Source organism: Shewanella sp. SR44-4 (assembly GCF_014163715.1).
Taxonomy (GTDB): Bacteria; Pseudomonadota; Gammaproteobacteria; order Enterobacterales; family Shewanellaceae; genus Shewanella.
In genome coordinates, this window is the sequence record NZ_JACJDU010000026.1 from 1 (window position 1) to 13,841 (window position 13,841).

General features: G+C 42.2%; 8 protein-coding genes and 1 pseudogene. 1 reads left to right on the forward strand and 8 read right to left on the reverse strand.

The window, feature by feature from the left end; translation table 11 throughout:
- Positions 1 to 21: 21 nt before the first annotated feature.
- From H5125_RS12935 to H5125_RS12970, 8 genes are all read right to left on the reverse strand, one after another.
- Positions 22 to 219, reverse strand: a complete 198-nt coding sequence (locus tag H5125_RS12935) for a hypothetical protein (protein ID WP_182744426.1) — start codon at positions 217 to 219, stop codon at positions 22 to 24.
- Between the two features lie 4 nt (positions 220 to 223).
- A complete protein-coding gene (gene nhaA / locus H5125_RS12940) occupies positions 224 to 1,570 on the reverse strand; it encodes a Na+/H+ antiporter NhaA (protein WP_101088293.1) in 1,347 nt (448 codons plus the stop codon).
- 571 nt (positions 1,571 to 2,141) lie between these two features.
- Positions 2,142 to 2,390, reverse strand: coding sequence for a DUF2171 domain-containing protein (locus H5125_RS12945; protein WP_101088294.1), 249 nt, complete (start codon positions 2,388 to 2,390; stop codon positions 2,142 to 2,144).
- A 310-nt stretch (positions 2,391 to 2,700) separates the two neighbouring features.
- On the reverse strand, positions 2,701 to 5,772 hold the full coding sequence (locus tag H5125_RS12950; RefSeq protein WP_182744427.1) for an efflux RND transporter permease subunit: 3,072 nt from the start codon (positions 5,770 to 5,772) through the stop codon (positions 2,701 to 2,703).
- A 2-nt stretch (positions 5,773 to 5,774) separates the two neighbouring features.
- Positions 5,775 to 6,881, reverse strand: a complete 1,107-nt coding sequence (locus H5125_RS12955) for an efflux RND transporter periplasmic adaptor subunit (RefSeq protein WP_182744428.1) — start codon at positions 6,879 to 6,881, stop codon at positions 5,775 to 5,777.
- Positions 6,882 to 6,977: 96 nt separating this feature from the next.
- On the reverse strand, positions 6,978 to 7,448 hold the full coding sequence (locus tag H5125_RS12960; protein WP_182744429.1) for a Dps family protein: 471 nt from the start codon (positions 7,446 to 7,448) through the stop codon (positions 6,978 to 6,980).
- A 683-nt stretch (positions 7,449 to 8,131) separates the two neighbouring features.
- Positions 8,132 to 11,965, reverse strand: a complete 3,834-nt coding sequence (putA, locus tag H5125_RS12965; RefSeq protein ID WP_182744430.1) for a bifunctional proline dehydrogenase/L-glutamate gamma-semialdehyde dehydrogenase PutA — start codon at positions 11,963 to 11,965, stop codon at positions 8,132 to 8,134.
- A 514-nt stretch (positions 11,966 to 12,479) separates the two neighbouring features.
- A complete protein-coding gene (locus H5125_RS12970) occupies positions 12,480 to 12,893 on the reverse strand; it encodes a hypothetical protein (RefSeq protein WP_259395457.1) in 414 nt (137 codons plus the stop codon).
- A gap of 475 nt (positions 12,894 to 13,368) precedes the next feature.
- On the opposite strand from H5125_RS12970, the pseudogene H5125_RS22230 reads away from it, so the two are divergent.
- Positions 13,369 to 13,784, forward strand: a pseudogene (locus H5125_RS22230) (integrase core domain-containing protein); the annotation flags it as partial.
- Between the last annotated feature and the right edge of the window lie 57 nt (positions 13,785 to 13,841).

Consider the following 13,841-nt stretch of genomic DNA (forward strand, 5'->3'; position numbering starts at 1 on the left):
CTAAGCATAATCTAAGCATAATCATATTAATTTATACCTGTTTTGTAAACCAGTAGAATGAATATTACTAGGCAATAAAAAACATTTTTTAATGCCATAACCCCGATGCATTAAACTAAAAGTATTAACCCGCTCAAGTACCACATAATACTCTTCTATTAACGTAAACGATGCTGCAATATCGGTAATATTCATGTTAACCGACTTGTGATGTCTCATTGAGTTATTCTTTTCGTTTGTTTGAACCAATGAATCTAAGATATAACGCACCCAAAAATGCAGACATAACCGATGCGACCAAGATGGATGTTTTTGCGTTATGGAGATGTTCAGGTTGCCCGTCAAACCCCAGTGTCGCAATAAATGTGGACATGGTGAAGCCTATCCCGGCTATCAGTGAAGCACCAATAATGTGTTGAATATTAACTCCCTTGGGTAATTTACCTATTTTGTAGTGCAGGCCCAACCAGCACGCGCCGGAAATGCCAATAAATTTACCGACTACAAGGCCAAAAATAATCCCTAATCCAACTGGGTATTGGAGGCTGTCGATAAACGAACTAAAACTAAACACTACGCCAGCATTAGTCAACGCAAACAGCGGTAAGATGAAGAGTGCTACAGGTAGATGCAGTACATCCTCCCAACGACGCAGGGGAGTGCCAGCATGTTCTGCTAAATCGCGCACTTCCAGTACCTGTTTATGGTCCTCCTGACTACCAAGAACGTCCACCTCTTCTATTTCTTGCTGAAGAGAGCTGATTGTTGTTTTAGCCTTATCAAGCGACTTTGCCGACGCCAACTTCGGCCGTGCTGGCACCGTCAATGCGATTGCAACGCCAGCAACAGTGGCATGAACACCAGACATGAGCATCATCCACCAGGTTGCAATACCGATGATAATATAGAAAATTGGCTGTCTTACGCCCGCGTAGTTAGCTACTGCCAAAAAAGTAATAAGTAAACATGCGCTAAACAGATAGATTACGGATATTTCCTGGGTATAAAATAGTGCAATAACGAGTATCGCCCCAACATCATCAACGATGGCGAGCCCAACTATGAAAGCCAAAAGACTGGCTGGTATGTATTTTCGCACTATGGTAAGTACACCTAGCGCAAACGCGGTGTCGGTTGCCATTGGGATACCCCAACCGATCTGTGAATCAAGTCCCCAATTGAACAAGGTATAGATCGTAGCCGGTAAAATCATTCCGCCTATGGCACAAATAATCAACATGCGCCGATTTTCAGGTTTAGCGAGGTCTCCGGCTAGCACCTCGCGTTTGATTTCAAGTCCAATCAATAAGAAAAATATCACCATTAAACCATCATTAATAATGTGTTTAAGTGAAGATCGTAACTCAACATCACCCAAAAATATTCCAATCGGGGTGTGCACAAGATCTAAGTAGGTAGAAGAATAGGCTGAATTTGCCCACCATAGGGCCAAGATTGTCGATAACAGAAGAAACAAACTGGAGGTAGTCTGCGCTCGAATAAAACCCGAAAATGGTTCGTGCATATATTCCAAACCACGCTGCAATATATTTTTAGATTCGTTTGCCATATTAATCACCTGTCATCATCTCGCCTAAGAAGTATGTTTATCTTCTGAGTAGAAAATATTTTTAGGCTTTAGGAGTTCGAACAAATACTATAAATTGCGTTTGTTCGATTGTTTTATAACTACTTTATTGAACAAAAACGCTTTACGGAAAAAACTGCATGACCCTGAACTCATAGAGCCTGCATACATGAAAACGCGTTATGGAGCCTTAGCTACATTGCTGTAAACGTAGGGCTGCGCCTATCAATGTTGTTAAGCAGTATATTGAGCAGCAAAATAGACCACATTAAACCGTGTTGCTGTTTTCGCCATACTTATTGGCCATAGCGGGGAATGTTGTCGCGGAGATCAGCCATTATCATGTTAGTTGCTGAATGCGAAACTCATTACGCAAGTCTCCTGCCATTTTGAACGGCGCGAAAGCTAAAACTTGAACACTGTTTTTGATGTCTATCATTTTCGCGTGAATTGTTGGGGAAAAGTAAAGGCGGGATATAAAACCGTGGTTCCCGCTCAAGTATTAAGATGGCATGAGTACAATGCCACCTTTGTTTTGCGCTACAACACGACTTTAGTGTCCTGTACCTGTTGGCGGAGTTTGAGACCATTCCTGCATAGCCTGGTCTCCTGGACGATCAACTTTCACTTTATCGCCCTCAGTTGAGGTTACCCAGCTTAATGGAATGTAATGGTGTTGACCGCCCTTGTCTTTTTTAAGCTTGAGGGTATCAGTGCCCTCCATATGATCTACAGTAGCAAATTGACCATCTTCGGAGCAGACAACAGGCATATCAGGTTTAATTTGGTTGGTTTGAATCATAGTTTCCCCTCAGAGCTCAGTACAAGCCCTTCTATTTATAAATGAGCAATCAGTCATCTGACAAGCTTCAGAAAGCGGAATTGTCTTGGACTTTAACTGAAGTTATTGGTTACTTAATGTTCCCAATCGCACAGTAAAATCATACCCATAAAACTAAATGCAGTCTGTTCGGCAACGAACAGACTGCATTTCCAAGTCCTCTTTTACAATGTTTTCAATCAATAAGATTAGCCAAATCTTGGGTGACTGCGACAATCAATCAAAACTGAATGCTACGAAAATATGAGTACGACAATCACATGTTCGTTGTTTAAGTCGGAGTTTGATCAGCGGTATTACCCTGCCCCTCAAGATCTGAAGTATCAATCTTCTTTGCCAGGACGATATAGAAAGCAGGCAACACATACATAGTTAACAAAGTACCGATACCGAGTCCTGTAGCAATGGTTATACCAATCGCAAAGCGCGACTCTGCTCCGGGGCCCGCTGCAATTAACAGCGGGATCATGGCGACGATAAGCGCCAGCGAAGTCATGATAATAGGGCGAAGTCGAATCGCTGCGGCTTCGATTACCGCGTCGCGCTTGTTGCGTCCCCTTTCCTGAAGTGTGTTGGCAAATTCCACGATAAGAATACCGTTCTTCGCGACCACGCCAATCAATGTTATCAGACCAACCTGTGTGTAGATGTTCATCGACGCAAAACCAAGCATAATGAAGGCCATTGCCCCTGCAATTGACATCGGCACCGATATTAAAATGATAAGAGGATCACGCCAGCTCTCAAATTGCGCAGCAAGCACCAGATAGATAACGAGTAGCGATAAAAAGATAGTCACGATTAACGCACTGCCAGAATTTTCGAACTGTCTAGACTCGCCCTTAAAATCATAGCTGAAGCCCCGAGGTAGGATATCGACCGCCTTGGTTTTCATGAAACTGATGGCATCTCCCATCGACACTGATGGCGCTGGAATGCCTTCGATCGTGACCGAATTCAGCTGATTGAATTGTGTTCTGGATGAGGGTTCTACATCATGCTCGAAGCTAACGACCGAGCCGAGCGGAACTAAATCGCCAGAGTCGGCGCGGATGAAATAATCGTTGAGCGCCGTTGCTGTTTGGCGCGCGTAGCGCTCAACCTGGGGAATAACCTCATACGAGCGCCCCTCCATGTTGAAACGACTAATAAACCCGCCGCCAAGCATACCGCCAAGCGCCTGACCAATTTCCTGCATCGACAAACCGAGATCGGCTACGCGTTCGCGGTCGACCTTTACTCGGGTGACGGGCTTATCGATGTCGATCGATTTCTGCACGAATGTGAAGTTGCCACTCTGCATGGCAGCCCCTACGAATTCATCTGCTATTTGATCGAGTTGAGTAAAATCACTGCCCGAAGTTAGCACAAACTGAAAGGGTAGACCGCCACTCGAGCCAGGCAAGGATGGAATTGGAAATAAGGCGGTTTTCAAACCAGTAATCCCTGCCACAGAAGCCTGCAGTTGAGGCATGATATCAAACTGCGATATATCCCGTTCGCTCCAAGGCTTCATTTTGAAACCACCAAACACCGCATTGGGACTCGTCATACCAACCAGCATGAACGTCTCGTCGTAGCCTGGTACCTGCTCGAAGGCTGTCTGCATTTCTGTGCCATACTTCTGCAGGTATTCGAGTGTGGCTGTCTGCGGTCCTTTACCCTGAAACAAAATGATGCCACGGTCCTCAGTCGGTGCAAGCTCTTTCTGGCTTAGCATCATCATAAAAAAGATCGACACTAGTACGACTACCGCAAACATAATTACAGGTGAGACGGCCTTGACCATGATAGCCAGCGAGCGCTGATAAGTATTGGCGAGTCGGTCGAACAAACTTTCAATTGCACTCTCGAAGCGGGTCGACTGTCCATGTGGTTTGAGAACCTTACTGGCCAGCATAGGCGATAACGTCAAGGCAATGATGCCTGAAATGACGACGGCACCAGCAAGCGTGAAAGCAAACTCGGTAAAAAGCGAACCAACCAGCCCACCCATGAAACCAATAGGCGCGTAGACTGCAACCAAGGTTATCGTCATGGCGATAACTGGATTGGCCATTTCTCGAGCACCGATCAACGCCGCTTCCTTCTTTGATTTACCATCAACGATATGCCGGTGTATGTTCTCGACTATGATAATAGCATCGTCGACGACCAAGCCTATAGCCAGCACAAGTGAGAGCAGCGTCAGTAAGTTGAGCGAGAAACCCAGCACGAGCATGATGAAAGCTCCACCGATGAGCGAGAGCGGTACTGCTATTGAGGGAATGATTGCCGCTCGCAGAGATCCTAGGCATAGAAACACGATGACAAGAACGATACCCACTGCCTCGATAAGCGTCTTGATCACCTCATTAATTGAATCATCAATAAATGCTGATGCATCGTAGGGGAGTTCGACCTGCAGACCCGAGGGCAGCTGAGACTTTATATCCGGCAGGAGTTCTTTAACACGTTCTGCCACAGACAGTGGATTAGAACCCGGAGATAGATTAATGGCTACGTAGGTTGAAGGTTTACCCTTATACAGTGCTATGTTCTCGTAGGTCTGTGATCCGAGCTCTACCCTGGCGATATCCTTGAGACGAACGATACTATCTTCGGTCGATTTAATTATCAGATTCTCGAACTGTTTGGTGTTTGCAACGTCAGTATTCGTAGTGAGATTGATCTTGATGAATTCATCTTTGGTTTGCCCAACTGCAGAAATATAGTTGTTCTGACGCAGGGTTTGAGCAATATCTGTCGAGGTGAGATTAACCGCTGCAAGTCTTTGAGGATCGAGCCAGACTCTCAGCGCAAAGCGACGCCCCAGCAGTTCGGCCTTGGCTACACCGGATAGGGCTTGTAGTTTTGGCTGTACTTCTCGGGCAAGATAATCTGAGATCTGTGGGACTTTCATGGTATCGCTAAAGAAAGCGATGTACATGAGCGCACGACCTTCTCCCGTCGTTGAGTTGATAACAGGGTCCTGAGCCTCGTCAGGCAACTCGTTACGTTGACTGGCAACTTTAGATTGAATCTCCGCGAGTGCGTCATTAGCATCGTAGTTGAGTTCCATCTGTGCTTCGATGGTTGAAAAACCTTGTATGCTCGATGAGCTCAGAAAGTCTATGCCCTTTGCTTCGGCAATAGCCTGCTGTAAAGGTTGGGTAATGAATCCCTGGATCAATTCACTGCTGGCGCCTGGATATGCAGTAGTAACGGTGACTTTAGTGTTTTCCAATACAGGGTATTCGCGGATCTCCATCTCCATAATAGAGCGAATCCCAACCAGTAATATTAGTAGACTAACAACAATGGACAGCACTGGCCGTTGTATAAAAATGTCTGTAAAACGCATGTTTATTTAACTCCTGTACTGTCTGCAATCTTGTCATTTTGCTTTATTTTCACTCGCTGACCAGCCCTCAAGCGCAGCAAACCAGAGGCAATGATACGTTCACCGGGTTCTAACCCTTTGTTAATTTCAGTCATGCCATCCCGTGTAACGCCTGTTTCCAATGTCCGCTGCTCAGTGACCAGCTGGCCTTTTTCATTTTTAGTTAATGCATAGGCGAAATCGCCGTAGGTGTTGAATGACAATGCGATGTTTGGAATTGCAATGACCTGCCTTTCACCCTCTGCCATGGTTTTAATGGTAGCGAACATACCCGGTTTGAGGCTTTGTTGGGGGTTTAGAAGTTGGGCGCGCAGCTTAACTGTGCGTGTCTCTGGCGTGATAGAGCTATTAATTGCGGTAATTGTTCCTTTGAATACCTCTGAGCCAGTTGCCGCCACAGTGACTTCAACGAGATCACCAATATCAACGCTGGCCAGTTCCTGTTCAGACAGAGTATATTCGACCAGAATTGGATTAAGCATATTGATTTCAACGACAGGTGTACCCACAGATAAATATTCACCTATATCCGCTAGACGTAGCCCTACTATGCCGTCGAAGGGAGCCGTGAGTATTTTTTTACCAAACTGGGCCTCGGCTTCTTTTACTCGTGCTCTGGCTACATCTAGCGCAGCCTTTGTTTCATCTAAGGCGAACTGTGACACAGCCCGTTTGGAAATCAAGTCTGAGTTATGTTGAAATGCTTTCGAAGCAAGCTGCGCCTCAGCTAGACGAGTTGTAAGAGCGGCCTGCTCTATATCGCTGTTTAGGCGGATAAGGATATCGCCTTTTTTGACGGATTGACCCGATTTGAACAAAACTTTTGTCACTACACCGGGTAATTCATTGGCTATCATGACGCCGTTGATAGCTCTGATGCCACCGATTGATTGGATACTCGGTTGCCAAGATACTCTAGCGACCTCTGTAGTTTCAACGACAGTTGCGGGGCGTGGCTGAGAGAATTTGGCCTGCATTTGATTAATTTGATAGAACTTGTAGCCGAAGATGCTGCCGATGACGACAAGGAGCAGAACGATAGCAATTGCGAAGCGTGAGAAAGTGCCCATCCAATCTGTATCCTTTTTAGTTAATATATAATAAGTAAATAACGTTAATAATCTGCCGATTTAATTTCAAAAACTTGGTAGTTTGAAACGCTCAATCTACTTATTTGAAGCTCTCAACATCCACGATGTTTTTTCATGTATTCGCATTCGATCAGATACAAGAGATACCGTTGATTCGTCGTCTGATTGATGGGCCACTTTTAAAACATCGCGAGCAGTCTGTATAATTTTTTCGTGACCAACGAGTAATACTTCCATCATTTCCGTTGCATTGGGAACACCATCTACTTCATGGATTGAACTTAACTTGGAAAATTCTTTATAAGTGCCTGGCGCAGCAACATCGAGAGTTCGAACACGTTCGGCTATATCGTCTACAGCAATGGCCAATTCCATATACTGCTCTTCAAACATCAAGTGCAGCTCCCTAAACCTCACCCCAGTCACATTCCAGTGAAAGTTATGCGTCTGTAAATAAAGCGTATAAGTATCGGCTAATAACTTCTTTAACCCTTCAGCGATTTCGCTTCTATCTTTTTTATCAATGCCAATATTAATGTTGCTCATATTAAATTTCCTTTTAGTTTATTAATGGATATATTCATACTGATTTTTCTGAACGCTAATGCTGAATTTAAAAAATTTAAAAATCCAGCTAGCACTTATTCCTTACATGTATTAATTTTTATATTGTATAGCGTAGGTGATTGATCGTTGTCCCAGTAATAAAGCTCAACGTCGTTCCTTAAACCAAGACGAAATGACATGGTCGAGTATTAATATTCTTTACTGAAATAAAAGCAGAGTAAGAAAAGTATTTTCCCGTAACACCAAGCAACACTTTACTCCATTACGGACTTAAGCTCTGTGCGATATCGAACCAACAATAATGCCTAGTGGATTAACATGAAGAATGGGGATATTGAATAAAGATTTATTAATCGCAATATGAATAGATTCATCACCGTAACCTACTGCGAATAGACCTTAGCTGGTTGGTCGCTTAATCCTGTTGGCTTGGTCGTTCACTCATTTAATCAGGCTTAATTTTTTGCCAAAATGAAATGTAAAAAACAATATAAACCCCATCAAGTTAGCTTCGCACCGAAAGTATTATCTGTTGTCACTCATTAGCACTTTTATCAGTTATGACAAATAAACCGAAACATTAGGAGAATAAATCATCAACTTTTCAGTTGATGATTTATAAATATTTTGAATTTTTTTTTAAACATAACATTCAAAAATAGTTAGTTCTCTTCATCTAAAGTCATCAGCGACGTGTTACCACCAGATGCGGTAGTATCAATGCTAACGGCTTTTTCTGTTAATAAACGTTGAATGAGATTATCAAAATATTCTGAACTGATCATTGGTAAAATTGCCCCTTGACGTTCGGCTAATCTGTCACTGATATAATTTTTTCGGCCACAATGACTATCAACAACGACTCCTGATAACGCAGGATGCGCCAACAAAGTGGTTAAATGACATAAGCGGGTAATTTGAAACACATTCTCATCTGCGCCTGTTGTAACGAACTTCTCTCTAATGGCTAACGCTTGATCATAAAATAAATCAGAAACGACCGAGATAACGGTATTTCCGGTTGTCAAAGCCGTTACAATTGAGAGTATCCAAAAGTGAAAAGTCACATTTTCATCAGCAAAGCAGATGATATTACCGCGATTTTCCAAATAGAGTATATTAGACTCACCTGTTGGACCTGGAAGCGTTGTTGGCTTTTGCAGATGTTTTTCAACACACACTAATTGTGAATTAGCCGCTGTCAAAGTACTATTTAAGTCATCGGCTAAATCATCAACAATATCGATATCAGCCATTTCGGCTAACATTTGACTCACAAAAGAAATACGCTGATCTAACTCGGTCATGCGCCAGGTTTTTTCTGCTATATCCGCTCTATCCATCATTAATTCTGCTTCTGCTTTCGATCTCGAATCGCTCACTAAAGCATCAACTTGCGATGGTAATAAGTTAAATTTATCGGCATCGGGAGTGGCTTTCTCTTTCACTAGACGTGTTAAATAATATGGCCCACCCGCTTTTGGCCCTGTACCTGAAAGACCACGCCCCCCAAAAGGTTGCACCCCCACAATAGCGCCAATCATATTGCGATTTACATATACATTACCTGCACGCGATAGTGTCGCCAAATGAAAAGCTCGCTGTTCAATCCGCGTATGAATACCCATCGTTAAACCGAAACCGGTGCCATTAATATCATCAATGACTTTTTCTATTTCATCGCCTTTAAAACGAATAATATGGACACAGGGACCAAATACTTCATGCTTGAGCACACTAATATTGTCTATTTCATAAAGTCGCGGCGCAAAAAAGAAATGTTCGTTTTGTGCTATTTCATTTGTCTCGTTCGATATCGCGCATTGGTACAATAATTGACCATGATTTTTCATATAGTCACTGTGAGCATTGAGTGAATCTAGCGCTTTTTGATCAATGACGGGACCTACATCAGTGCTGAGTTTTTCTGGATTACCCACATGTAATTCTGCTAATGCGCCTTTAAGCATTGTAATAACAGTATCAGCAATATCTTCTTGCAAAAATAAGACCCTGAGCGCAGAACAACGCTGACCTGCAGACTGAAATCCTGAAGAAATAACATCATCAATCACTTGCTCAGGCAAAGCTGTGGAGTCAACTATCATACAGTTTTGACCGCCTGTTTCAGCAATAAAAGGGACTTTTGCGCCGTCTCTATCAGCCAACGTTTGCGAAATAATAGTCGCTGTTTTAATCGAACCCGTAAAAATAACCGTTTGAATGTGTGCATTAGGAATAATAATACTTCCCACTTCACTGCCCTTGGCAATAACTGCTTGTACAACGCCATGAGGTAATCCAGCAGACGTCATTAGTTCAATAGCGCGCAATGCAATTAAACTTGTTTGCTCGGCTGGTTTGGCCAACACCGTATTACCCGTAGAAATGGCAGCTGTCACTTGCCCTATAAATATCGCTAACGGGAAGTTCCAAGGGCTGATACATAACACCACACCACGAGCTTCTAAACGATCATCTTCTGCAAGTACTATCGCTTGTTGTGCATAATATCGACAAAAATCAACAGCCTCTCTGACTTCATCAATACCATCTTGAGTCGTTTTTCCCGCTTCTTTGATGCATAAGCCAATGAGCTCGTCCCTATGATGTTCAAGAATATCGGCGATACTGCATAATAAGGCTGCGCGTTCAGATACAGGCTTTTGTGACCATGAGGCAAATGCAGTTTGAGCCGTATCGATCATCGCGAGCATGTCATCTTTGCTATGATGTCGCTGGAAACCAATGATTTCACTTTGCTTTGCTGGGTTTCTAATGGCTACAGCCCCCTCTGGCGTGTCACTTTCAGAAAACTGGTTATTTTCAACCCAATTATCTAGTGATGTTTTTAGCGGGGTTACCATATTTATGTCGGTTAAATCTAAGCCCTTGGAATTATCTCGACCAACACCATTTTCATCATGGTACAAGGCAATAGGTTTGATAATCTGGCCGTTATATTTGTCTGTTAAGCGATGCATTTTTTTAACCGGGTCTTCAAGTAAAGATTCGACCGGTTGAGACTCATCAATAATGGCATTAACAAAAGAAGAATTAGCGCCATTTTCTAACAAACGACGGACTAAATAGGCTAGTAGCTCTTTATGAGGACCAACCGGTGCATAGACCCGACATTGAACATTTTCACTGGCAACAACTTGATCATATAAAGAACCACCCATGCCATATAGACATTGAAATTCAAAACTTGCTTTGTCATTGCCCGCCAGTTCAAGAATAGTCGTCACTGTGTAAGCATTATGTGTCGCAAACTGTGGATAGAGAGTATCTCTATATTCTAATAATTTTTTTGCACAGGCGAGGTAAGAAACATCAGTGGAAGCCTTGCGAGTGAATACCGGAAAATGCTCATAGCCACCTTTTTGAGTGTTTTTAATCTGAGTATCCCAATAAGCACCTTTAACTAAACGCACCATCATTTTTCGGCCAACACGAACGGTTAACTCATGTAACCAATCAATGATAAAAATAGCCCGTTTTTGATAAGCTTGTAGAGCCATCGAAAAGCCATTCCAACCCGCTAATTCGTCATCACTAAATACCGCCTCAATAACATCAAGGGACAAATCTAATCGCTCAGATTCTTCCGCATCAACCGTTAAACCAATATTGTATTTTTTAGCTTGCAAACAAAGCGCTTTAAGTTTGGGAACAGCTTCAGTCATTACTCGTTGTCTTTGCGCAAATTCGTAACGAGGATGAATAGCAGAAAGCTTAACTGAGATACCAGGAACTCTACGAGGATCGTTCTTACCTGACGCGAGTGAAACCGCGCCAATAGCATCTATGGCAACTTGATAAGCTTTAAAATATTTATCAGCATCACCCATGGTGCGCGCACCCTCACCTAGCATATCGTAAGAATATACGAAGCCTTGCCGATCTTGTTTGGTAGCATGCTCTGTTGCAGCTTGAATCGTTTCGCCCATAACAAACTGCTCACCCATAATTTGCATGGCATAGTTCATTGCTTTACGAATGACAGGCTCACCTAAACGACCAATAATCTTTTTCAATAAATCAAAACTATCTTTTTCGCGTTCATCAGCATAATCAACCATAGTGCCGGTAACTAATAACCCCCACGATGAGGCATTAACAAACAGTGAATCACTGCTGCCCAAATGACTTCGCCACTCACCTTGAGAAATTTTGTCGCTAATGAGGGCATCTTGAGTGTGCTTATCTGGTACACGTAATAAGGCCTCAGCCAAACACATCAACACCACACCTTCTTCACTGGATAATGTGTATTCTGCGAGTAAGGCATCTACAGCACCGTTACCTGATTCGTCTCTACGTATTTTTAATGATATTTTACGTGCCTTTTCCCACGCTCTGCTGGCAGCTTCATCGTTAACGTCTGCTAACGGTAAAATATGCTCTACCGCAACACTTTCATCAATACGATAGAACTCGCGAATTTTCTGACGAATAGGAGAGTCCGTAATGTTCGAATTATTAAAAAGCATGTGCTTCACCTCAGCATGAATAAATTGTATTTTGCAATGACTGGAGACATTTGATATCTAAGAGATACCTAAGATTTGATAACTAACGAGTAAATTATACTGCTCTTTAGTTTTAGACTCTGTGCGTTAGCGTACTTTCTATAAAACACGGTTAACAGTGGTTCCAACTCTTAACATTAACTCATACTTTCAAAAACTTATCAGGCTATATGCCGTTGATAAACTATCGTTTGGTTTTGCCAATATCGCTGAGTTTAAGTGGAGTGTTACCTACGTTGAGGTAATACAACCCATAAATTCGGCCTAGATTTGTTGAAAGGTTGCATTATCTGTATATGGCTTGATATGAATTGGCCGTTGTCACCAACTTTAACGTTATTTTGGTAGCTAAAATAACGCATAAAGTTAGTCATTAAAAAGGCTCTACTTACCACAGGAGTGCATTCTGAAAAGTTTCTAGTACTAAATCACTCAGTATGACGTTATGTGATTTTTTGTTTGTGAGACATTTATGCTACAAATCGTCAATTTGTTTCATGTTACGTGCCAGTAATCGCCCCTCGGCCTCTTGAACCGACAATATATTATCAAGAAATTCCGTCACCGAAGGTGCACAGCTGCATTTTTGCAGATACTCAAATAGTCCGACGATATTTTTATGATATTCAAGAGTGACAATTGCTATTTCATCCGTATCCATCTTCTCAAACGGATGCTCACCTTCAGTGTGAATAGAAATATTGAATTTTTCGTAGTAATGCCGACTATACGTGTTGAGTGCACTGCTATTACCATTGTCTTCAAACTTTTTCATTACCTGCGCCATTTTTTTTTCGTGCTCTGAAATGTACTTAAGCAGCAAACCAACTCTTACACTATCGCTTTTTTGTGCACAATTGGCGGCAAAATAATGCAGTTCTTGGTGCATGTTTTTAGTCCATTGCATAACATCGTGAAGTGTTTCTATTTGCATATTATCCTCAAAATTAAAGCTTTTAGGTCACTCTGGGTGGAAAGTGAATCGCCTGCCTAGCATAAAAATAAAAAAATGGTAAAAAATATCACCATTTGTGGCGTAAATTGCAATCGCTTTTAACTCATTTAGTCTATGCAACATTATGTATTTACTACATAATTTAAAATTAGTAACCACGATTTAACTCATGATGTTGATAGTCATAATACGTGTATTTTACTTTTTACTCTGTTCGTTGCCGCACTGAACTTGACATAAATATCTGTCTAATCAAGATATTCACAAACCTTACTGAAAAGAAGTATGACCAACATAGGGCAATTAGAATTATCGGCCCACCGTGGCGATATCATCAAAGAGGTCAACAGGCTCATTGAAAAATATCGTGCTATTTTTTAGATGGAACGTATCTGAAATAGATAAACGCTGGGCAGAAAAATACTTATAGAAAGACGTTGTGTTGCACTCTGATAATGGTGATCCCATGAAATACCTGACGATGCGAGCGAGGATGTACAATTTAGTGGGCGTGACCAAATGAAGTCGTCCAAGGATGAGTAATGACAATCCGTACTCAGAATCTACTGTTTAAAACGGTAAAATATCATCTGCGTTGGCCTAGTGATGGTTTTATATCGTTAGATGAAGCGCGTACATGAGTAAATGAATTTGTTTATGGGTACGACAACGAACATTGCCATAGCAGGATTAAGTTTGTGACACCAAATCAGATACATGATGGTCTTGATGTAGGGATACTGGCGAAGCGAAAAGTGTGCTATCAGACAACAGAAATGAACATCTAGAGCAATGATCAAAAAGAACAGAAACTGTCAGCCATAGGCTGTGGAGTTAAATTAAGAGCAACAAAAAGAAGCTGTTTAACCATTTAAGCGACAA

What these genes read in the sequence shown, in the direction of transcription:
- putA (WP_182744430.1), bottom strand. Translation starts at nt 11,965, where the DNA reads ATGCTTTTTAATAATTCGAACATTACGGACTCTCCTATTCGTCAGAAA.
- H5125_RS12955 (WP_182744428.1), bottom strand. Translation starts at nt 6,881, where the DNA reads ATGGGCACTTTCTCACGCTTCGCAATTGCTATCGTTCTGCTCCTTGTC.
- H5125_RS12960 (WP_182744429.1), bottom strand. Translation starts at nt 7,448, where the DNA reads ATGAGCAACATTAATATTGGCATTGATAAAAAAGATAGAAGCGAAATC.
- H5125_RS12950 (WP_182744427.1), bottom strand. Translation starts at nt 5,772, where the DNA reads ATGCGTTTTACAGACATTTTTATACAACGGCCAGTGCTGTCCATTGTT.
- H5125_RS12935 (WP_182744426.1), bottom strand. Translation starts at nt 219, where the DNA reads ATGAGACATCACAAGTCGGTTAACATGAATATTACCGATATTGCAGCA.
- nhaA (WP_101088293.1), bottom strand. Translation starts at nt 1,570, where the DNA reads ATGGCAAACGAATCTAAAAATATATTGCAGCGTGGTTTGGAATATATG.
- H5125_RS12970 (WP_259395457.1), bottom strand. Translation starts at nt 12,893, where the DNA reads ATGCACCAAGAACTGCATTATTTTGCCGCCAATTGTGCACAAAAAAGC.
- H5125_RS12945 (WP_101088294.1), bottom strand. Translation starts at nt 2,390, where the DNA reads ATGATTCAAACCAACCAAATTAAACCTGATATGCCTGTTGTCTGCTCC.